General features: G+C 70.9%; 20 protein-coding genes and 1 tRNA gene. 10 read left to right on the top strand and 11 right to left on the bottom strand.

Features of this window, described 5'->3' with window-relative positions:
• Positions 1 to 100 precede the first annotated feature (100 nt).
• Both FHR82_RS22785 and FHR82_RS22780 read left to right on the top strand, forming a co-directional pair.
• The gene (locus FHR82_RS22785; protein ID WP_184812555.1) at positions 101 to 772 is read left to right on the top strand and encodes a GntR family transcriptional regulator; all 672 of its coding nucleotides are present in this window, start codon (positions 101 to 103) and stop codon (positions 770 to 772) included.
• Between the two features lie 80 nt (positions 773 to 852).
• Complete coding sequence (locus FHR82_RS22780) at positions 853 to 1,656, top strand: DUF1206 domain-containing protein (RefSeq protein ID WP_184812554.1); 804 nt, start codon at positions 853 to 855, stop codon at positions 1,654 to 1,656.
• Between the two features lie 42 nt (positions 1,657 to 1,698).
• Here FHR82_RS22780 and FHR82_RS22775 read toward each other — a convergent pair whose 3' ends face one another.
• A complete protein-coding gene (locus FHR82_RS22775) occupies positions 1,699 to 2,352 on the bottom strand; it encodes a TetR/AcrR family transcriptional regulator (RefSeq protein ID WP_184812553.1) in 654 nt (217 codons plus the stop codon).
• Positions 2,353 to 2,436: 84 nt separating this feature from the next.
• Here FHR82_RS22775 and FHR82_RS22770 point away from each other — a divergent pair, with 84 nt between their 5' ends.
• Both FHR82_RS22770 and FHR82_RS22765 read left to right on the top strand, forming a co-directional pair.
• The gene (locus FHR82_RS22770; RefSeq protein WP_221464196.1) at positions 2,437 to 2,976 is read left to right on the top strand and encodes a DUF4386 family protein; all 540 of its coding nucleotides are present in this window, start codon (positions 2,437 to 2,439) and stop codon (positions 2,974 to 2,976) included.
• Entirely contained in the window at positions 2,973 to 3,599 is a 627-nt protein-coding gene (locus FHR82_RS22765) for a DUF4386 domain-containing protein (protein WP_184812551.1), read from the top strand. The genes FHR82_RS22770 and FHR82_RS22765 overlap by 4 nt, the downstream gene beginning before the upstream one ends.
• 4 nt (positions 3,600 to 3,603) lie before the next feature.
• Here FHR82_RS22765 and FHR82_RS22760 read toward each other — a convergent pair whose 3' ends face one another.
• On the bottom strand, positions 3,604 to 4,500 hold the full coding sequence (locus FHR82_RS22760; protein ID WP_184812550.1) for a LysR family transcriptional regulator: 897 nt from the start codon (positions 4,498 to 4,500) through the stop codon (positions 3,604 to 3,606).
• Between the two features lie 73 nt (positions 4,501 to 4,573).
• Between FHR82_RS22760 and dapA the strand changes: the two genes are divergently transcribed.
• On the top strand, positions 4,574 to 5,479 hold the full coding sequence (dapA, locus tag FHR82_RS22755) for a 4-hydroxy-tetrahydrodipicolinate synthase (RefSeq protein ID WP_184812549.1): 906 nt from the start codon (positions 4,574 to 4,576) through the stop codon (positions 5,477 to 5,479).
• Positions 5,480 to 5,482: 3 nt separating this feature from the next.
• Here the strand turns inward: dapA and FHR82_RS22750 are convergent, their stop codons facing one another.
• Positions 5,483 to 7,003: an FAD-dependent monooxygenase gene (locus FHR82_RS22750; protein WP_311771224.1), complete on the bottom strand. Its 1,521-nt coding sequence runs from the start codon at positions 7,001 to 7,003 to the stop codon at positions 5,483 to 5,485.
• A gap of 456 nt (positions 7,004 to 7,459) precedes the next feature.
• Here FHR82_RS22750 and FHR82_RS22745 point away from each other — a divergent pair, with 456 nt between their 5' ends.
• The gene (locus FHR82_RS22745; RefSeq protein WP_184812548.1) at positions 7,460 to 8,842 is read left to right on the top strand and encodes a glycoside hydrolase family 43 protein; all 1,383 of its coding nucleotides are present in this window, start codon (positions 7,460 to 7,462) and stop codon (positions 8,840 to 8,842) included.
• Positions 8,843 to 9,389: 547 nt separating this feature from the next.
• On the opposite strand, the gene FHR82_RS22740 is transcribed toward FHR82_RS22745, so the two are convergent.
• Positions 9,390 to 9,857 (bottom strand): DUF4188 domain-containing protein, encoded by a 468-nt coding sequence (locus FHR82_RS22740; RefSeq protein ID WP_184812547.1) that lies wholly within the window; start codon positions 9,855 to 9,857, stop codon positions 9,390 to 9,392.
• A gap of 82 nt (positions 9,858 to 9,939) precedes the next feature.
• Positions 9,940 to 10,674 (bottom strand): SGNH/GDSL hydrolase family protein, encoded by a 735-nt coding sequence (locus FHR82_RS22735; protein ID WP_221464195.1) that lies wholly within the window; start codon positions 10,672 to 10,674, stop codon positions 9,940 to 9,942.
• A gap of 336 nt (positions 10,675 to 11,010) precedes the next feature.
• Here FHR82_RS22735 and FHR82_RS22730 point away from each other — a divergent pair, with 336 nt between their 5' ends.
• Positions 11,011 to 11,763, top strand: a complete 753-nt coding sequence (locus FHR82_RS22730) for an alpha/beta fold hydrolase (protein WP_184812546.1) — start codon at positions 11,011 to 11,013, stop codon at positions 11,761 to 11,763.
• Positions 11,764 to 11,871: 108 nt separating this feature from the next.
• Positions 11,872 to 12,000: transfer RNA gene (locus tag FHR82_RS22725), tRNA-OTHER, on the top strand.
• A 46-nt stretch (positions 12,001 to 12,046) separates the two neighbouring features.
• Here FHR82_RS22725 and FHR82_RS22720 read toward each other — a convergent pair.
• Genes FHR82_RS22720 through FHR82_RS22710 form a run of 3 tightly spaced genes read right to left on the bottom strand, consistent with a single transcriptional unit; the run spans position 12,047 to position 15,567 of the window.
• On the bottom strand, positions 12,047 to 13,612 hold the full coding sequence (locus FHR82_RS22720; RefSeq protein WP_184812545.1) for an acyl-CoA synthetase: 1,566 nt from the start codon (positions 13,610 to 13,612) through the stop codon (positions 12,047 to 12,049).
• Between the two features lie 13 nt (positions 13,613 to 13,625).
• Entirely contained in the window at positions 13,626 to 14,753 is a 1,128-nt protein-coding gene (locus FHR82_RS47550; RefSeq protein ID WP_184812544.1) for a DUF5938 domain-containing protein, read from the bottom strand.
• A gap of 13 nt (positions 14,754 to 14,766) precedes the next feature.
• Positions 14,767 to 15,567 (bottom strand): SDR family NAD(P)-dependent oxidoreductase, encoded by an 801-nt coding sequence (locus FHR82_RS22710; RefSeq protein WP_184812543.1) that lies wholly within the window; start codon positions 15,565 to 15,567, stop codon positions 14,767 to 14,769.
• A 201-nt stretch (positions 15,568 to 15,768) separates the two neighbouring features.
• On the opposite strand from FHR82_RS22710, the gene FHR82_RS22705 reads away from it, so the two are divergent.
• Positions 15,769 to 16,404 (top strand): TetR/AcrR family transcriptional regulator, encoded by a 636-nt coding sequence (locus tag FHR82_RS22705; RefSeq protein ID WP_311771223.1) that lies wholly within the window; start codon positions 15,769 to 15,771, stop codon positions 16,402 to 16,404.
• Here FHR82_RS22705 and FHR82_RS22700 read toward each other — a convergent pair.
• Together FHR82_RS22700 and FHR82_RS22695 are read right to left on the bottom strand one after the other, a co-directional pair.
• Positions 16,388 to 17,548, bottom strand: coding sequence for a winged helix DNA-binding domain-containing protein (locus FHR82_RS22700; RefSeq protein WP_184812541.1), 1,161 nt, complete (start codon positions 17,546 to 17,548; stop codon positions 16,388 to 16,390). The genes FHR82_RS22705 and FHR82_RS22700 overlap by 17 nt on opposite strands.
• Positions 17,549 to 17,567: 19 nt before the next feature.
• Positions 17,568 to 18,173: a DinB family protein gene (locus FHR82_RS22695; protein WP_311771222.1), complete on the bottom strand. Its 606-nt coding sequence runs from the start codon at positions 18,171 to 18,173 to the stop codon at positions 17,568 to 17,570.
• Positions 18,174 to 18,234: 61 nt separating this feature from the next.
• On the opposite strand from FHR82_RS22695, the gene FHR82_RS22690 reads away from it, so the two are divergent.
• Positions 18,235 to 19,167: a helix-turn-helix transcriptional regulator gene (locus tag FHR82_RS22690; RefSeq protein WP_184812540.1), complete on the top strand. Its 933-nt coding sequence runs from the start codon at positions 18,235 to 18,237 to the stop codon at positions 19,165 to 19,167.
• A gap of 135 nt (positions 19,168 to 19,302) precedes the next feature.
• Here FHR82_RS22690 and argG read toward each other — a convergent pair whose 3' ends face one another.
• Positions 19,303 to 20,751, bottom strand: coding sequence for an argininosuccinate synthase (argG, locus tag FHR82_RS22685; protein ID WP_184812539.1), 1,449 nt, complete (start codon positions 20,749 to 20,751; stop codon positions 19,303 to 19,305).
• Positions 20,752 to 20,755: the final 4 nt, after the last annotated feature.

The raw sequence follows: 20,755 nt of genomic DNA, 5'->3' as shown, positions 1-20,755 counted from the left end.
ATCGACCTCAGCTGCCCGAAAACTAGGCCGAAGTATCTGCGGTGTCAACGATCCGTGAAGGCATTGCATACAACTAACGGAGTTAGTATCGTCGTCCGCGATGAACGACGTCCCTGGCGAGACCGACACCGGCCCCGCGGCCGACCACGCCTACCGGCTGATCCGCGACGAGATCCTCACCGGCAGGCGAGCGGGCGGCGAGTGGCTGCGCGAGAGCGAGATGGCGGAGTGGACCGGCGTGAGCCGCACCCCCGTCCGCGAGGCGCTGCGCAGGCTCACCGCGGAAGGCCTGGTCCGCTACGAACGGCACCGCGGTGTGCAGGTGCAGAGCTGGAACGTCCGGGACGTCGACGAGATCTTCAGCCTGCGGTCCGTGCTGGAACCGTGGGGCAGCAGGCTCGCCGCCGTGTCGGGGAGCCTCGACGTCGTCGAACTGGCCGACCTGGCGAACCGCATGGACGAGCTGGCCCCGGACGGCCGCCCATCGGACGTCGACAAGCTGACCGAACTGAACAACCTGTTCCACCGCACCGTCCTGGAGGCCGCGGACAACACCCGGCTGACGAACGTGATCTCGTCGGTCATCCAGCTCCCGCTCGTGTGGCGCACCTTCTCCCGGTACACCCCGGAAGCACTGCGGCGCAGCCTCGCCCACCACCACGAGCTGGTGTCGGCACTGACCGCCCGCGACCCCGACTGGGCGGAGTCGGTGATGTGCAGCCACGTGCGCGCCGCGTGGCACACGATCCGCGCGAGCACGCACGAGATCTGAACCGCTCAGCCACCGGACGTGTCCGGTCCACTCCCCTTTTGGTTCACCGCCGGGTATGTGCCGGGAGTACGGTTCCGCACATGGCGAGACCGGCGCACGAACAGGTCACCCGAAGCGCTCCCTTCCGGCTGGTGGTGCGGCTCGGCCTGGTGGCGTACGGGGTGGTGCATGTCCTCGTCGCGTGGCTGGCGCTCCAGGTGGCGTTCGGCGACCTCGACGGCGATGGCGTCGGCAAGGCGGACAAGACCGGCGCGCTCCAGTCGCTGTCGTCCAACGCGGGCGGAGACGTGGTGCTGTGGCTGATCGCCGTGGGGCTCGGGGTGAGCGCGCTGTGGCAGCTGCTGGAGGCGGCCACCGGCGACCGGACCAGCCTGCGCCTGATGAACCTCGGCGAGGCGGTCCTGTTCGGGTACCTGGCGTTCAGCGCGGGCAAGCTCGCGGCGGGGTCCCCCGCGTCGTCGACCGACCAGGCACAGCTCGGCCTCGTCGGCACCCTGCTCGGCGAGTCCTGGGGCAAGCCGGTGGTCGTCGCGCTCGGGGTGCTGATCGTCGTCGCCGGGTTGTTCGTGGTCCGCCACGGCCTGACCAAACGCTTCGCGGAGGAGCACGACCTCGCATCGGCCGGCCGCCCGGTGCGGACGGCCGTGCCGAGGCTGGGCCAGGTCGGCTACACCGCACTCGGTGCCGTGTACGGGATCGCCGGTGCACTGGTCGTGGCCGCGGCGGTCCAGAGCAAGCCGGAGAAGGCGATCGGGCTGGACGTCGCGCTGAGGACGCTCGCCGCCCAGCCGTACGGCACGGCGCTCCTGGCGCTGACCGCCGCGGGCCTGGCCGCGTTCGCGGTGTTCACCTTCTTCGACGCGCGCTACCGCCGGGTGGGCTGAGGCATCCGGCTCGGGAGGTCCTGACCCGCGGACCGGCAGCACTCACCCGGTGCTGACCGCCCGTTCGAGGCCGTCGAGGATCAGGTCGAGGCCGTACTCGAACTCGTCGCCGTAGTCGTAGCCGGGGCGCATCACGTGCTGGGTCGCCAGTTCGGTGAGGTTGGGGTACTCGCCGGCGGCGAAGCGGGCCATGATCGCCTGCGCGGCCTTCGTCGTCGACTCGCCCGAGTCGAACGGCAGGCTGGTCTCCTGGAGCGCGAAACCGTAGATGTAGCTGTCCATCAGCGAGTAGGCGTGCGCGGCCATCTCGATCGAGAAGCCCGCGCCGCGCAGCAGCCCGAGCACCGCGTCGTGGTGGCGCAGCGTCTTCGGACCCGGTGAGGTCCGCGACTCCATCAGCGCGGTCGCCCACCGGTGGCGGGACAGGACCTCGCGGGCCGAGATCGCCCGCCGCCGGGCGGCGGTCTTCCAGTCCGCCTCGCCGGCAGGCAGCTCGATCTCGGCGAACACGCAGTCGATCATGCCGTCGAGCAGGTCGACCTTGTTGGCGACGTGGTTGTACAGCGACATCGCCTCGATCCCCAGCTCCACCCCGAGCTTGCGCATGGTGAGCGACTCGAGCCCGTTGGCGTCGGCGAGCGCGACGGCCGCCCGCAGGACCTGGTCCCGGTTCAGCCTGCCTCGCGAGTCGCTCATCCGTCCCTCCCTTGACGTCGCTTACGCCGTAAGTGTACTACTTACAACGTAAGCTTACGTTGTAAGGGAGGTTGATCGATGTCCATGAGAACCACCGCCGTGGTCGTGGGGCTCCTGTTCCTCACGTCCACGGCGGCCTTCGCCGCGAGCGCGCACGTAGCCGGGGCACTGCTGGTCGCCTACACCGGACTCGCGGTCGCCGGGATCGGGATCGCGCTGTTCCCCGTCCTGCGGCCGCACGGAGCAGGCCTCGCGACGGGATATCTCGTCCTGCGCACCGCGGAGGGCCTCACGTTGCTGGCGGCCGCGCTCTACCTCGCCACGAGCGGGCACCCGGTCACGGGCTACGAACCGCTCGTCTACGCGTTCTCCGGTGCGGGCGGGCTCGTGCTGTCCGGTCTGCTGCTGCGGTCGGGACTCGTCCCGAAGTGGTTGGCGGTGCTGGGCGTCGTGGGGTACGCGGCACTGCTCACCGGGGTCGTGAGCGAGCTGGCCGGGGTGTCCGAACTGGACTCCGGGCCCGGGCTCGCGTTCTACGTGCCCGGCGGCCTGTTCGAGCTGGTGTTCCCGATCCTGTTGCTCGCCAAGGGTTTCACGCGCACGAGCGGCGGTGTTCGCCGATGACCGGGCCGCACGCGGGCCGGGTAGCGGGGATCGGCCTCCTGGCCATGTCCGTGCTCGCCGGTTTCGCCAACTTCGGTGTCGTCGAGCAGGTGGTCACCCCCGCCGACGCGGCGACACCGCTGTTCCGCGCCGGCGTGCTCGCCCTGGTGCTGGTGGTCGCGCTCGACACGCTGGTCGCGTTGGCGTTGCGGGAGTTCTTCTCGCCGGTGGACCACGCGCTGTCGACGCTCACGGCGTGGTTCCGGCTCGTGTACGCGGCGGTGTTCCTCGTCGCGATCGCGCAGCTGTCCGCCGCCGTCGGGGAGCCGGACGCCCTCGCGCGGATCGAGGACTTCCGCGGGCTCTGGGACCTCGGCCTGATCCTGTTCGGCGGCCATCTGTTGTTGCTCGGCCTGCTGGCGTACCGGTCGGCGAACGTGCCCACCGCGCTGGCCGTGCTGCTCGCCGCCGCCGGGCTCGGGTACGCGGTGGACGGGGCCGGGAGCGTCGCGGGCTTCTCGACGGGCCTCGCCACGTTCACGTTCGTCGGCGAGGTGCTGTTCATGTGCTGGCTCCTCGTCAAGGGAGGCACCGCCGCTGCCAGGGACGACCGTCGCTCCCTCGCAGGCGCGGACCGTCCATGACCCGCTACCGCCGCGGCCCGAGCTCCGCGAGCACGGCCCGGATCGACGGGCTGGCGTCGGCGCTGCGCCGCCACGCCGCGTGCACCTCGCGCCTCGGCTGCCGCGGCAGCGGCCGCGCGACGAGCCCCTCCCCCAACGGCGGGCGGGCGAGCCGAGGGACGAGGGCGATGACGTCGCCGGAGTCGACCAGCGACAGCTGTGTGGCGAAGTCGTCCACGAGGTGGCGCACGTCGGGGTCCGCCGGCGCGCCGGCGAACAGCCGCCGGAACCACTGGTGGCACACCGTGCCGGGCGGGCTGGTCACCCACGCGTGGCCCGCGAGGTCGGCGCTCTTGAGCGGCCGGTCGAGCCGTGCGAGCGGATGCGCCCGGTTCATGACGACGTCGCCGATGTCGGTGTGCACGTGGTGCTGGGTCAGTGCCGGTGGCAGTGGCGCGGGCAGCCCGTCGGCGTCGTGGACGAGCGCGAGATCGGCCGTGCCCGTCTCGACGCTGTGCAGGGCCTGGCCGGGGTCCTGCTCGGTGATGTGCAGGCGCAGCTCCGGGCAGCGCGCCGCGAGCCGCGGCATGGCGGGTGCGAGCAGCCCGCGCACCCCGGTCGAGAAGGCGACCACGCGGAGCACGCCGCGTGGTGCGCCCTCCGAGACCGACTGGGCCGCCTCGGCGCAGCGCTCCAGCGCCTGGAACACCTCGGGTGCCGAGTCGACGATGGCCTGCCCGGCCGGGGTGAGCACGACCCCTCGGCCCGCCTGTGCGAGCACGGGCACCCCGACCTGGCGTTCGAGCCGCTTGATCTGCTGCGACACCGCCGAGGCCGTGAACCCGAGCTCGTCGGCCGCCCTGGCCAGCGTCCCGAGCGCCGCCACCGACCGCAGCGCCCGCAGGGCACCCACATCGATCATGAAGTGATGCTAAGCGATATCGACAAGAAAGCATCGCTGGACCGCACCGGTCGACCTCGGCACGATCGATCTCATGACCACCGCTGCCCAGCTCTTCGGCACGAATCTCGTCGCCATGGCGACCCCGATGCGACCCGACGGCGCGCTGAGCGAGCCTGGGCTGGTCAACCTCGTCGACCACCTCCTGACCACCGGCTGCGACGGCATCGTCGTCGGCGGGACCACCGGCGAGTCCCCCACACTGACCGACGCGGAGGCGGTCCGGCTGGTCCGCGCGGTGGCGGCGCAGGCGAAGCCCCGCGCGCGGGTGATCGCCGGGGTCGGCACCTACGACACCGCCGCCAGCGTCCGCCGCGCCCGCGTCGCCGAGGCGGCGGGCGCGGACGCGCTGCTGCTCGTCTGCCCGTACTACAACAGGCCGACGCAGGCCGGGGTGGTGGCCCACTGCACGGCGGTGGCCGACGCGACAGAGCTTCCGGTGATGCTCTACGACGTCCCCGCCAGAACCGGCCTCGCGATGACGGCGGCGACGCTGACCGAACTCGGCGGACACCCGCGCATCCAGGCGGTGAAGGACGCGAAGGGCGACCTGTTCGAGGCGATGTCCGTCATGACCAGCACCTCGCTGGCCTACTACTGCGGCATCGACGAACTGAACCTGCCGTACCTGGCGGCCGGCGCCACCGGCGTGCTCAGCGTGGTGGGCAACGTCGCCGCCGACCGCAACGCGGACCTCATCCGCGCGGTCCGCGCGGGCGACCTGGCCACCGCCAGGGCGATCAACGGATCGCTGATCGCGCTGGTGGCTGCCGTCATGCACACGTCCCCCGGTGCCGTGATGGCGAAGGCGGCCCTTGCCGAGCTGGGGATCATCCCGCACGCGACGGTGCGACTCCCGTTGCTCGATGCGGAGCCGTCGCACCTCGCGCAGCTGCGGGCCGCCCTGGCCGCGACCTTCACGACTCCGGCGGTCGCGTAGCGGTCAGCCCAGCGCGGGGGCTTCGACGGCCGCGCCGAACCAGCTCGCCATCGCGTCCCGCAACGACCGCGTGGCCGAGTCGGCCGGTTCGCCGACGGGCGCGGCCCACGCGACGTGCGCGTCCGGACGGATCAGGACGGCGTCGGCAGGGCGGTCGGCCAGCTGCGCGGTGCGGACGTCGACGCGGTGGTCCCACTCGCGGACGGCGTCGCGGAGGTCCTGGCGGTCGGCCAGGTCCAGCAGCACCGGCCGTCCGGCCCGCATGGCGTCCGCCACGGTGTCCAGGACGAAGTCCGGGGCGAACGCGCCGGTCAGCTCGTGCCGGTCGGCGCCCGGCAACGGATAGCGGACGTCGGCCCCCGCGATGAGCGCGGCAACGCGGCGCGCAGGCTGCTCGTCGGTGAGCAGCTCCTGGAACACCGCACGCAACGCGTCGGCGGCCGGGTCGTGCCCGCGTCGCAACGCCACCTGCGCCTGCGTCTGCAGCAGCGCCCGCGCACCGGCGAAGTGACGTTCGTCGTGGTAGGTGTCCAGGAGGTTCGGCGGCGCCCAGCCGTGCAGGTCAGCGGCCAGCTTCCACGCCAGGTTGACCGCGTCGAGCATGCCCACGTTCAGCGACGAACCCGTGGCGGGCAGCAGGTGCGCCGCGTCGCCTGCCAGCAGGATCCTGCCGTCGCGGTAGCGCGGCACCTGCCGCGCCTGGAACGTGAAGCGCGACAGCCGGCGCGGCTCGCCCAGCGGCAGGTCGACGCCGAGCACACGCCGGACGCTGTCCCGCAGCTCGGCCAGTGTCATCGGCTCGTCGTCGCTGTACCCGTCCACGCTGGACTCGTCCTCGGTGGTGAAGACGAGCGCCACCTCGGGGTCGAGCCACCCGAGCCCGAAGACGCCGCGGTCCGTCCTGGTGAAACCGGCACTGATCCGGCCCGCGCCGGGCACGTCGAGGTCGCCGTTGTCGAGCCGCGTCACCGAGTCGGGCATCGTGACCTGGCTGAACCGGTTGACCTCCGGATAGGTGGTGCCGGGAAACGGGATGCCCACGAGATCGCGGACCTTGCTGCGCCCGCCGTCGCAGCCGACGACGTACCTGGCCGTCAGCCGGAGCGGACCGGACGGACCCCGCACGTCCACGGTCACCCCCGCGCCGTCCTGGGCCACCCCGGCCAGCTCGTGCCCGACGCGGATGTCGGCGCCCAGCTCACGGGCACGGTCGGCGAGCAGGCTCTCGACCTGTGCCTGCGGGATCTGCAGCGCGTGCAGCGGCGAACCGGCCAGCCGCGTGAGATCCACGTGCACGCCGCCGAACGGGAAGACGGGCTTCGGACTGGGGTCGGTGGCGGCGTCGCTGAACCGCGGCAGCACCCCGCGGTGGCGCAGCAACTCCAGGACCTGCCCGCCAAGACCGTTGGCCCTCGGAATGTCACGGGCCGCGGGCTGCCGCTCCAGCACCAGCGGCCGCACCCCGGCCAGGCACAGCTCCCCGGCCAGCATCAGGCCCACCGGGCCCGCCCCCACAATGATCACATCGGTATCCATCACGGGCCGTATCCTGCGGCACGACCTGGGTCTTGCCACAAGCCCCCCGGTGCGCTATACGTTGAAGAGGGCAGCAGCCGTCCGCTATGGACGGACCCCCTCGTCCGCCACCGCCTGGTCCTGAGCCGCGGGCTCTGATGGCGAATTCTCACGCTGACGGAACTCTTCGACGAGCTGGTCGAATATCGGCGTGATCATCACTGATGAATCCGACATGACCAGACCATACCGCCGGTAAACGAATCCGCCAGTCGAGACCGTCGGCCATTGCGGAGTCAATTATTTCCCCGGTCTTGAGCACTTCGCCGCCATCTGTTAGCGTTAACAACAAGACGCCGGTCACAGCAATGAGTCCTGCTACCTCCCGTCTGTTAAGGCGATGCACTCCTGCGCACGTCCTGTTAACGATCACATCCTGCGTTCGGCCAAGGGAGTTCGACCGCCATGCGCATTTCCCGGAGAGTGTTGTCGCTGTTCGCCAGTCTGTTCCTCGCGGCCACCGCGACCGTGGTGGTCAACGCGCCGCACGCGGCCGCCGCGAACACCGCCTATGTCATGTCGTACTTCACCGAGTCACCCCAGATGACAGGCGCGAACTACGGCCTGCACCTCGCCGTCAGCCAGGACGGCGCGAACTGGACGCCGCTCAACGGGAACAACCCCGCGGCCACCCCGACCTCGGGCACCCTGGGCCTGCGCGACCCGTTCGTCTTCCGCAAGCAGGACGGCACGTTCGTCGTGCTGGCGACCGACCTCAACGGCACGGACTTCACGCAGAACAACCAGTACCTGCACGTGTGGGACTCGACGAACCTGACCAGCTTCACCGGGTACCGCCGGCTCCGGATGCACACGCTGACCACGCACACCTGGGCACCGACCGCGTTCTGGGACGCCGCCAGAGGGCAGTACGGGATCGTGTACTCCGCCAACAACGGCAGCGACGTGTTCCTGGTGAACTACACCTCGGACTTCCGCACGGTGAGCACGCCGCAGGTGTTCTTCAGCCCCGGCTTCGGTGTCCTGGACGGCGACGTCGTCGTGGACGGCGGCACCACCTACCTGTACTACAAGAACCTGTCCAACGGCCTGCTGTACGGGGCGCGGTCGTCGACCGGCGCACCGAACAGCTTCAGCACCTACACGAGCGGGCTGCGGCAGGGGAACGCGATCGAGGCGCCGCTCCTGGTCAAGAACAACGAGGGCACCGGGTGGCGGCTGTGGGGCGACTCGTTCAGCCCGGTCAACAACGACTACTACGCCTGGTCGAGCTCGAACATCGGCGGCGGTTCGTGGACCGCGATGAACCAGCGCGACTACACCCCACCGCTGAACGCCAAGCACGGCTCGATCGCGGGCATCTCCACCGCGGAGTACAACGCGCTCGTCACCCGCTGGGGCACCCCGGACTGGATCCGGCTGAAGTCCACCAACCACCCGGACCGCTTCGTGCGGCACGCGGACCACGTCGGGCGGCTGGACACGTACCCGTTCGACCCGTACCAGGACCAGCTGTGGCGGCTGGTTCCCGGCCTCGCCGACTCCTCGGGCGTGTCGTTCGAGTCCGTGAACTACCCCGGCGAGTACCTGCGGCACCACAACCTCGCGATCCAGCTCGCGGCCAACGACGGCACGGCCGCCTTCCGCGCCGACGCGACCTTCCACCGCACCGCGGGGCTCGCCGACTCGGGCTGGTCGTCGTTCCGCTCGCACAACTACCCGACGTACTACCTGCGGCACGCCGGTTTCGTGCTGCGGATCGACCCGCTCAGTTCGTCGTCCAGCGCGAGTGACCGGCAGGACGCGACGTTCCGGGTCACGCCGTGACAGCCGACCTTCTGCTGTGAAAGGCGCGTTACCGGCCCTGGATCTTGCTGTTGTCGGTCGTGTGGTGGCTGCGCGTTCCGCTGCGCCCGCAGCTGCTGACGGTGTGCCCTCCGGGGCTCCTCGCCGGAGGGGCAGGTCTCTGGGATGGCTCCCCGGTTTCGTTGTTTGGCTGCGGTTGGGTGCGGGTCTGCCTGCCATCCCGTCGACCTCCCTACGGGCTATCACACCGGCTCAAGGGGGCGGTTCCGAGTTTTGCCGCCGGTTTGGGTTGTTGGTGCCCCCTTGAACCGGTGTGATCGGGCTTCGCCAGGTCGACGGGATGGCAGGGAGCCCCTTGGTGGTCGGCTTCCGCCTTTGCTCGGTTGGCCTTCGTGCCGTGAAAGGCGCTTTCAGGACGTGGCCCGGTGTGATGAAGGGGCCCTTCATCACGGTGAACGCAACGAAGGGGTCCTTCATCGCACCGGGTGTTACGAAGGGGTCCTTCATCACACCGGACGCAACGAAGGGGTCCTTCATCGCTGCGGGTGTTGCGAAGGGGTCCTGGCTGTCACTCGGCCTCGGTCGGTGACAGCGGTTGGGTCCGGTTCAGCTCCGTCAGCCCGGTGAACTTCCCCAGCCCCATCTCCGGGGTGTTGACGTAGACCGTCTCCGCGTAGGTCGACACGTACGTCTCGTGCCAGATGCCGACCGCGTCACCCGCGCGGTGGGCACGGCGGTTGAACGCGCGCCACGCGGGCAGGTGCTCCGCGTCGCGTTCGCTCGCGTAGGCGTACAGCTTCTCCAGGCTGTCCCAGTACTGGACCAGGGTGGGGTGGCGCCCCTCCAGCATCAGGCGGTGCCCCAGCAGCCCGGAGTCCTCGATGTCCGACAGCTCGCGCAACATCTTCGGCATCGCCCGGAACGCGGGCCACCACAGGTCCGGCCGCCACGGCTTGTTGATGGTCATGCCGATGAGGAAGACCACGAGTTCGCCGTCGTGCTGGTGGGTCATCCGACCCGGTACGACCTCCGCCATGCGGACCTCCCACCGCGAAACTGCCGAGGAGACCACATTCTTACGCAAACGGCATAGAGGATCGCTGAAGCCGCCGGTCCGCTCAGGTCGCCTCGATCGACTGGACGATGAGCTCGTTGCGGGCGTCCTGGCCCAGCGGCACCGTGGTGTGGACGCCGTCGGACAGGTACATCGTGAGCCGGGACGGCTTGGCGGCGAGGAACTCGGCCCAGTGGACGACGCGCAGGTTCGGGTGCCGTTTCTGGGCGTCGGCCAGCTGCAGGTTGATCCAGCCGCTGTTGCGCTGGTCGGCCAGCTGGACGGCGGCGGACTGACCGGTCCTGGCGACCTGGACGTTCACCCAGATCACGGTCCGCGCCGGCCCCGCGATGGCCATCGTGCGGTCCACCTGCGCGGCGAACACGGGCGGCGTGAAGATGTCGTTCGACCCGGTCGCCATCAGGATCCGGCGCGGCAGACCGTAGGCCTGGGCCCACCCGGCCAGCGCGTCGACGGCGGGCGCGGTCGGCCTGCCCGACCAGTTGTGCACGGCGAGCTGGTCGCCGGTCCGGCTCTGCAGCCGCACCGCCAGCGAGTACCCGTCCTGCACGGAGATGCTGTCGCCGAACATGAACAGCCCGTCGGTGTCGAGGACCGGCCGGATCTGGGTGAGGGTCGAGATCCGCTTGGACAGGTTCTCCCACGGCCCGAGCGCGCCGGAACCGTAACCGTCCGCGGCCGCCTCCCCCGCCACCAGGAACGAGCTCCCGACCGCGACGGCACCGACGGCCCCCGCCTTGAGCAACCGCCGCCGCGTGGTCTTCATCCGCTCGCTCACCACAACCCCCACCTTCGCTCGTCGCCCCGCTCCGGCCGCAAACCATACGGGCGAACGGATCCGGTGCGGCGCCACCCGCGCACAGGCCCCGCACACGGCCGCGGCCCTGGCACCCTGGCGCACCGGTTCCGGGAGCGGCACCAGAACTTTCCGTGGAGCAGTGGCTCGAACTCCGCAGGTACGAGAACCTCACGTCCCACGTCGACCGGCTGCCGTCCGGACCGGTCAAGGATCGCCTGATCGCGTGGTTTCCGCCCGTGATCGACCGCCGTGAACCCCGCGCGGGTGTCAGCCGCCGTTGATCGGGTACCCCTTCCGGCACGGAGGGAGCGGGACATGCGACGTGTCAGGGAGTTGTTGCGGCGGATCGATGTACAGGAGCAGATGCTCCTCGTGCTGCTCGGCATGGTGCCGAGGCTGTTGCGGGACTCCGCCTGGCGTCAGGTGAAGAAGACCCAGGGCGCTGGTCTCGGCGTGCTCCTGGTGCCCGGGTTCGGGTGCGGCTCCCACACCCTCACGTTGACCCGCACCTGGTTGCGGGCCCGCGGCTACCGGCCTGCCGACGCGCGGATCGGGCTGAACGTCGGCTGCACGACCGAACTGGTGGACCGCATCGAACGACAGCTCGAAGCGCACGCGGAAACGACCGGGCGCCGCGTGGTCCTGCTGGGACAGAGCCGCGGCGGCTGGCTCGGCAGGCTCGTGGCGGCCCGCAGGCCGGACCTCGCACGAGGCCTCGTCATGGCGGGCAGCCCGGTGCTCGACCCGCTTGGCGCGCACCCGAAGGCGGTCCGGGTCGCCCGCCTCCTGACGCGACTGTCCACACTGGGCGTGCCGGGCCTCCTGAACGCGGACTGCTTCACCGGCTCCTGTTACCGCGCCCACTCCGAGGCACTCGCCGCGGCCCTGCCGGCCGAGGTGCCCGCGCTGGCCGTGTCGTCCCGTCTGGACCGGATCGCGCCGTGGCGGCTGTGCCAGGACCCGTCCGCCGAATGCGTGGACATCCGCAGCAGCCACACGGGCATGGCACTGCACCCCGACTTCTACCGCGCATTGGAACCCCGCCTCGCCGCGTGGGCCACCGAGTGACCACGGCGGACAGCCGGACTCCGGACCGGTAAATGATGTTGACCGCACCGGCGGAGATGGTCATGATTGGTCCCGCCGGAGCGGGCATGGCCTTCCCGTGCGGCACCTGGGTCGTTAGCTCAACTGGCAGAGCAGCCGGCTGACTTAGCGCGTCCGCCTTCCGCGCATGCGGGCATGGAGGCGCTTCCTTCTCATTGGCCCGGCAGGTTCGGGGTTCGAGTCCCCGGCGACCCACCACCTCTGGCCGACCCTGCTCGCGTGCCGCCGCACGCCGGGTCGGTCGTCATTGCTCGGGGCGGCATCGGCTAGGGGACACCGCTCCGGGCACCAGGTGGGACTTGATCTCCGTCTTCAGCACCTTGCCGACGCGCGACCGGGGCAGGTCGGGCCAGAGTTCGATCTGTTTCGGGGCTTTCACGCCACCCAGGCGGCTTCTGACGAACTCGTGCAGGTCGGCGACGGACACCGTGTGGTCTCCGCGGAGCTGGACGACCGCGGTGACGCGTTCGCCCCACTTGTCGTCCGGCAGCCCGATGACCGCGCAGTCCTGCACGGCGGGGTGGGCCAGCAGCACCTGTTCGACCTCCGCCGAGTACACGTTGAAACCACCGGTGATGATCATGTCCTTGGCGCGGTCGACGATGAACAGGTAGCCGTCCTCGTCGAGGTAGCCGATGTCGCCGGTGTGGTGCCAGCCGTGCCTGCCCGCTTCCTCGGTGGCGGCGGGGTCCTTGTGGTAACCGGCCATCACCAGCGGGCCGCGCACCACGATCTCACCGCGCTCCCCCGGCGCCAGCAGCGATCCGTCGCCCGCCATGATCGCGACCTGGGTGAGCGGGGTCGGCCGCCCGGCGGACGACAGGCGTTCGCGTGCGATCGAGCCGTCGGCGCGGAGGTGGTCGGCGGGCGCGAGGGTGGAGATCATCATCGGTGCTTCGGTCTGGCCGAACAGCTGTCCCAGCACCGGTCCGAGCCGGTCGATGGCTTGTTCGAGGCGGGCGACGGACATGGGCGCGGCCCCGTACCACAGGCAGCGCAGGGCACTCAGGTCCGCGCCGGCCAGCGCGGGGTGGTCGAGCAGCATGTAGATCAGCGTCGGCGGCAGGAACGTGTGCGTGACGCGGTGCCGTTCCGCGAGCGCGACGAACTCGCCGAGCTCCGGCCGGGGCATGACCACGATCTCGCCGCCCAGCGTCATGACCGGGAAGCACAGCACACCGGCGGCGTGCGTGAGCGGTGCCAGCGCGAGGTAGACCGGGCGTGGGTCGAACGGGTAGCTCATCAACGTCAGCGCGGTCATCGTCTCGAGGTTGTGCCCGGTCAGCACGACCCCCTTCGGGCGGCCGGTGGTGCCGCCGGTGCCGACGAGCATGCACGTGTCGTCGGCAGGCTCCGCCTGCCACGGCGTGGCGGAAAGCCCCGCGATCCAGTCGTCGAAGGGCACGGCGCCCGACGGAGAACCGTCCAGGCACACCAACGTGGTCAGCTTCGGCAGGTCCGGCCGGATCCGCTCGACCAGCGGCGCGAACGACTCCTGGAAGATCAGGCACGAGCAGTCGAGCAGGTCGAGCAGCTCCCGGTTCTCGCCCGCCTCGTTGCGCGGGTTGACCGGGCACCACACGGCACCGGCGCGGGAGATGCCGAAGACACACGTGAACGCGAGCACGTCGTTGGCGGACAGGACCGCCACCGTCTGCCCGGGGCGCACCCCGGACCGGCGCAGCGCCCGCCCGATCGTCCACGACAGCTGCTGGACCTCGCGGTAGGTGAGCGTGGTGCCGTTCATGGTGAGGCACGCCGACCCCGGGCCGAGCGAGACACCCTTGTCGAGGAAGTCGGTCAGCTGCACGGTACTCCCACTGTCACTTGTGGACGGTCAGGACCGGCTCCATGACCAGTCCGAAGGCCCGCAGCACGCCGAGCAGCTCGCGGTGGCCGAACGCCTGGCAGGCGGACGCGAACCCGGCACGGCGCGGTGGCTGCTGCAGCAGCGAGTACGCGGCGAAGGCCTGCAGCAGACCGGTCTGCTTGTAGTTGCAGTTGCCGTAGATCACGCAGTGGGCGCGGCCGAGCGGGCCGGAGGCGTGCACCGAGTCGACCGAGGTGTTGATCCTCGGGTTCTCCCTCGGCGGCATCTCGCTGCGCACCGCCGCGGCCTGGTCGGCGAGCACCCGGTGCTTCTCGTCGTCCGGCAGGTCCCGCACCTGCTCCAGCACGCCGGCCACGATCTGCGGGACCCCGAGCATGAGCTCCCGGTTGAACACCCCGCCCAGCACCTTGACGTTCGCGACGCGCGGGTCGCGCCGGAACCAGACCGGGTGCGACGTGCCGCCCCACGGCAGGGCGAGGCCGGTCTCGTGCTGGCCCGGCACGGTCACCGTCTGCAGGCCGGTGTCGGCGGGCCATTCGACGTAGGAGTTCTGTTCCAGGTGGTATGCCTTCGACATGGCGGCGTTGACCAGGATCGTCAACGTCGAGGCCACGGTCGGGAAGCCCTTCCAGAACACCTGGATGTCCAGGGTGTCCAGCCCGGGGGTCTCGAGGCAGATGTTCGCCGCGATCTCACCGGTGGTGTACATGTGCGCGACGCCGGGCGAGAGCAGCAGGCCCTGCGCGGCCATGTCGCTGCCGTACTTCTCGTCGCAGTCGATCAGCCAGTCCTGCTCGCCGGTCGTGTCGAGGTAGTGGGTTCCCGCGGCGACACAGGCCTCGACGACCTCGTGGCCGTACCGGGTGAACGGCCCGACGGTGTTGCACACGACGCGCGCGCCGCGGAACAGCTCGGTCAGCGGGCCGACCTCGTGCGCGACCTCGACGACCTCGTGGTCGACCGTGTCGAGACCGGGTACCGCGTCGAGTGCTTCCCGCACCCGGGCCTTGTCCCGGCCTGCCGCGACGAACGGGACGTTGTACTCGCGCAGGTACTCGCAGACCAGCCGGCCGGTGTAGCCGGAGGCGCCGTAGACGACGACTGGCTTGTCGGTGCTCACTGTTGTCTCCCCCTCACATGCCCATGCCGCCGTCGACCGGCAGCCCGGCGCCGGTGATGAACCGCGCGGCGTCGGAGGCCAGGAACACGACCGCGTCCGCCATGTCGGCGACCTCGCCGAGCCGTCCGGCCGGGGTCTGCTCGATCACCGACGCGACCGCCGCCTGCGCGTCGGGGAACAGCCCGACGTCGGCGACGTCCTGGGCGAGCCGGGCACCCATCTCGGTCGGCACGAGGCCCGGGTACACGCAGTTGACGCGGACGCCGTAGCCGAGCTTGCCCGCCTCCGTGGCCGCGACCCTGGTGAGCCGGTCGACCGCCGACTTGGTCGCGGAGTACACGGCGATCGACGGCCACGCGATGGTGGCGGCGACCGACGAGATGTTGATGATCGAGCCGCCGTTGCCCGCGATGCCGCCAGGGCGCATGGCACGCAGGCCGTGCTTGAGCCCGAGTGCGGTGCCGAGCACGTTCACCTCGAGCATCGTCCGCACGTCGTCGGGATCCAGCTCGGTGATCAGGCTGGTGATCTCGACGCCCGCGTTGTTGACGAGGATGTCCAGGCCGCCCAGCGCGTCACAGGTGTCGGCGACGGCCCGCTCCCACTGGGCGTCGTCGGTCACGTCCAGTGACACGAACTCGGCGGTGGCGCCCGACTCCCGGAGCGACTCGACGGTCGCCTTGCCGAGATCGTCCCGCACATCGGCGATGGCGACCGCGGCGCCTGCCCTGGTCAGCGCCGCGGCCATGCCGGCTCCGAGGCCACGCGCCCCGCCGGTTACCAGGGCTTTCCGCCCAGCAAGGTCGTAGCTCATCGTGCATCTCCTCCTCGAGATGACGCTGCCGACACCGCCGGGTCCAGGGCGGCACAGGTCACAGCGTAGCGACAACTTGACAGGCGTCAACAGTTCCTTTGACGCATGTCGCGTTTTCACTTGACACCTGTCAAGGCGGTGGCGCGATAGACTGATCACGAATCCCGGGGCATCGGATGCGGGAAAACGATGGGAAACACTGTGAGTGAGGCGGTCGAGACGAGGCGGGCGCGGATCGCGCGCCGCCAGGTCGACAAGTTCGGCGAACGTCGCGCCGAGCTCGCCGCCGCCGCGCTGCACACGCTCGCGGAACTGGGTTTCGCGCGCACGAGCCTGCGCGAGATCGCGCAGAACTCCGAGTTCTCCCACGGCGTCCTGCACTACTACTTCAGCGACAAGGCCGATCTCCTCACCGAGGCCGTGCGCCAGTTCGAGGAAATCTGCGTCACCAGGTACGACGAGCTCGTCGCCGCGGCGACGTCGGCCGACGGGCTCCGGACCGGTTTCGCGGACGCCATGGCCGCCACGCTCGCCGCGGACGCCCGCGTGCACCGGCTCTGGTACGACCTGCGCAACCAGAGCCTGTTCGACGACTCGTTCCGGAAAGACGTGCTGGAGCTGGACGAACGCCGCACGGACATGATCTGGCGCGTCGTCGACCGCTACGCCGAGCTGGCCGGGGCGACCGTCACCGTCGCGCCGCGCATCGCCTACGCCATGCTCGACGGCATCTTCGAACAGGCGCTGCTGCGCCACCTCTGCGACGACGACAACGCGGTGCGCGACCTGCCCGCCGTCGTGGCGAACGTGCTGACCGCCATCATCGCCAAGGCGTGACCCGCACGCGGTCGCTTTCCTTGTCCGACAGGAAAAGCGCCAGCGCCTGACCTTCCTCCGCCACGGCATCCCGTTCCGCGCGCGAGAAACGGCGCAGCGGCGCGACGACCACGGTGCCGTCCTCGACGGTCCACGTCCCGGCGACGCGGCCGTCGACCAGGACGAAGCGCGCCCCCGTGATGGACAGGCCGCGGTGCTCGTCGTCGATGATCCGGCCGCGGTCGTCGTAGCCGAGGACCGCGTTGTCGAACGCGGGCAGGAACCGAACCGGGGCAAGGGTTTCCGCGTCCGGGAGCGGCGCGCCGGGGAGGTCGAGCAGCTCCCGGCCCCGTTCGTCGCGATAGGACACCAGCTCCGCGCGCACCGCCTTGACCGCGGCCGGGAGCCCGGCGAGACCGGACCACGCGCGCACGTCGGCGGTGGCGGCCGGACCGTACGCGGCGAGGTAGCGCCGGACCAGTTCCTCGCCGACCGGGTCGGTGCCGTCCGGGGCGGCCGGGTCCACCTCGCGGCCCAGCCACGCGGACACCGGCAGGTTCCGCACCCCGCCCTTCGTGCGCCACACCCCGCGCGGCGGGAGCTGCACCATCGGGATCAGCCCGGCGACCAGCAGCTCGCCCAGCGCCCGCGTGTCCGCGTCGGGCCAGCGGGACCAACGAGACTTCAAGGCCCGCGCCAGCTCGGGCATGGACCGCGCTTCGCCGTCGGCCAGCACCGCGCGGCCTGCCGCCGCGAGCTCGTCGAGATCGATCCCGGCGAGCTCGCGGCGGTACACCCCGAGCACCCGCTGGCGCAGCATCGCGTCGTGGCGGGCGCGCCACGCCAGCACGTCCTCGGCCGTGACGAGGTGGACCGTGCGACGCATCAGGTGGGTCCGCACCACCTGACGCCCGGTCAGCAGGTCCGACAGTTCGGCCGCGTCGAACGCACGCAACCGGGACCAGAGCCCGGCGAACGGTTCCTGTGGTTCCTGCGCCTGCAGGCCGCACAGGTGCGCGACGGCGTCGCGGGCCGGCAGGTCCGCGACGGCGTCGCGGGCCGGCAGGTCCGCGACGGCGTCGCGGGCCGGCAGGTCCGCCCGGTCGAGCAGCAGCTGCCTGGCGAGCGTCGCACGGTTGAGGGTCCTGGTGTCCAGCACGGTCACGGTGTTCGTTCCTCCCAGGTCAGCTCGAGGTGTGACCGTCGAGCGTCTCGCGCAGTATGTCGGCGTGGCCCGTGTGCTGCGCGGTCTCCCTGATGAGGTGCGTCAGCACCCGCCGCACGCTGCTCACCGCGCCCGGCTCGTGCCACGGCGCCACCGGCAGCGGCCGCGTCACCGACAGGTCCGGCACGGCGGCGATGACCTCCTCGGTGCGCGCGGCGACCTCGTCGTAGTGCGCGAGGATCCCGGCGACGGTGTCGCCGGGCAGCATGCGGAACTGGTTCTGGTGGTCGATCATCCACTGCGGGAACTCACTGGCCGTGCCCGCGAGGATGTCGGCCCAGGTGACGCCGTCGGGCAGCTCGTGGCGCATCGCCGACGGGCCGTCGACCACGAACCGCTGCCACGCCTCCTCCATGGCGGTGACGTGCTTGACCAGGCCGCCGAGGCACAGCGCGCTGACCGTCGGGCGCTCACCGGCCTGTTCGTCGGTCAGCCCGTGGACGGTGGCGGTCAGCGCGGCACGCGCGTCGGCGAGCTCGGCGAGCAGCTCGGCCCGCTCGGTGTCGAGGGTGGTGGTCACGGTGCGCTCCGGGTTGTTGTGGTGTTCGTCGTGGCTGTCTGGCACACGACAAGACTCGCAGGCATAGCGGCCAGGGTGTGTCCTCTACTTCCGGCAGAATTGAGGAATGCCGAAGACCTCAGCTCGACTGCTGGCGTTGCTCTCGCTGCTCCAGACGCGCCGCGACTGGCCGGGCGCGCTGCTGGCGGACCGGCTCGACATCAGCCAGCGCACCGTGCGCCGCGACGTCGACCGGCTGCGTGAGCTCGGCTATCCGATCGAGGCCACGAAGGGTCCTGATGGCGGGTACCGGCTCGGCGCGGGCACGGAACTGCCGCCCCTGCTGTTCGACGACGAACAGGCCGTCGCGCTGGCCGTCGCGCTCCAGGTCGCCGCCACCACGGGCGCGGGCATCGAGGAGGCCGCGGCGCGGGCGCTGAACACGGTCCGGCAGGTCATGCCCGCCCGGCTCCGGCACCGGATCGACACGTTCCGGATCACGGCCGTCGAGCGGTCCACGGTGGCGCCGGTCGAGAGCGGGGTGCTCGTGGCGCTGAGCGCCGCCGTGCACGCCCGCGAGGTGCTGCGGTTCGACCACCGGTCCGAGCCACGCCGGGCCGAGCCGCACCACCTGGTCACGTGGGGCGGGCGCTGGTACCTGGTCGCGTGGGACCTCGACCGCGCGGACTGGCGCACCTTCCGGGCCGACCGGATCAGCCCGCGCATCCCGACCGGTCCCCGGTTCACACCGCGTGAGCTGCCCGGCGGTGACGTGGCCGCCTTCGTGGCCGGCCGGTTCCGCGGCGGCTCGGGCAACTGGCCGTGCCGCGGCGAGGTGATCCTCGACCTGCCCGCCGCCGAGGTGTCCCGCTACGTCCAGGACGGGCTCGTCGAGGAACTCGGCCCGGACCGCTGCCGGCTCGTCGCGGGGTCGTGGTCGTGGCCCGGTCTCGCCGCGGCGATCGGCCGCTTCGACGCGGACATCGAGGTGGTCGGCCCGGCGGAGCTCAAGGAGGCGTGCGCACTTCTCGCGGACCGCTACGCGAAGGCCGCACACTGAACGGCGGGTTGCCTCGCCGGTTGGTCTCGAGGTGATCCAGGAATGTCCTCGCCGGACGGGCAGGTCTCTGGGATGGCAAGGCGCGAGCCGCCGCCGGTGCGGCAGGCACACCGGCGGCGGCTCGTGGCGAACAGGTCAGTCGTTGCCGGACTCGATCGCGACGTGGTCGAGCAGCTCGTCGGCGTCGAGGACCTTGCCGCGCGAGGCGATCACCTCGGCGCCGCCCTCCGGCATCGCGCCGATGAGGCCGGTCGAGGCGGCCTGCGCGGCGCCGATCAGCGTCGGGTGCTCACTGCCGACCATGCCGAGGCCCGCGTACTGCTCGAGTTTGGCCCGCGAGTCCGCGATGTCGAGGTTGCGCATGGTGAGCTGGCCGATGCGGTCGACCGGGCCGAACGCGGAGTCCTGCGTGCGCTCCATCGAGAGCTTGTCCGGGTGGTAGCTGAACGCGGGCCCGGACGTGTCGAGGATCGAGTAGTCCTCACCTCGGCGCAGCCGCAGCGTCACGTCGCCGGTGACCGCGGTCCCGACCCAGCGCTGCAGCGCCTCGCGCAGCATCAGCGCCTGCGGGTCCAGCCAGCGGCCCTCGTACATGAGCCTGCCGAGGCGCCGCCCCTCCTGGTGGTAGCTCGCGAGGGTGTCCTCGTTGTGGATGGCGTTGACCAACCGCTCGTACGCCGCGTGCAGCAGCGCCATGCCCGGCGCCTCGTAGATGCCGCGGCTCTTGGCCTCGATGACCCGGTTCTCGATCTGGTCCGACATGCCCATGCCGTGCCTGCCGCCGATGGCGTTGGCCGCCATCACCAGGTCCACGGCCGAGTCGAACTCCTCGCCGTTGATCGTCACCGGCCTGCCCTGCTCGAAGCCGATCGTGACGTCCTCGGGCACGATCTCCACCGACGCGTCCCAGAACGCCACGCCCATGATCGGGTCGACGATCTCGATGCCGGTGTCGAGGTGCTCGAGTGACTTCGCCTCGTGGGTCGCGCCCCAGATGTTCGCGTCCGTGGAGTAGGCCTTCTCCGTGCTGTCCCGGTACGGCAGCCCGTGGCTCTCCAGCCACTCGGACATCTCCTTGCGGCCGCCGAGCTCGGTGACGAAGTCGGCGTCCAGCCACGGCTTGTAGATCCGCAGGGACGGGTTGGCGAGCAGGCCGTAGCGGTAGAACCGCTCGATGTCGTTGCCCTTGAACGTGGAGCCGTCGCCCCAGATCTGGACGTCGTCCTCGAGCATCCTGCGCACCAGCAGTGTGCCCGTGACCGCACGCCCGAGCGGCGTGGTGTTGAAGTAGACGCGGCCGCCGGAGCGGATGTGGAACGCGCCGCACGCCAGCGCGGCGAGCCCTTCCTCGACCAGGGCGGCCCGGCAGTCGACCAGCCGCGCCAGCTCGGCGCCGTACGCGGCCGCGCGGCCGGGGACCGAGTCGATGTCCGGCTCGTCGTACTGGCCGATGTTCGCGGTGTAGGTGCACGGCACGGCACCCTTCTCGCGCATCCACGCGACCGCTACCGAGGTGTCGAGACCGCCGGAGAAGGCGATGCCGACCCGTTCGCCGACAGGGAGTGAGGTGAGCACTTTGGACACGGGA

It is taken from the genome of Actinophytocola algeriensis, assembly GCF_014203735.1.
GTDB classification, from domain to species: Bacteria; Actinomycetota; Actinomycetes; order Mycobacteriales; family Pseudonocardiaceae; genus Actinophytocola; species Actinophytocola algeriensis.
The sequence above is the reverse complement of the archived record's forward strand: the minus strand, read 5'-3'. Positions and strand labels throughout refer to the sequence as shown.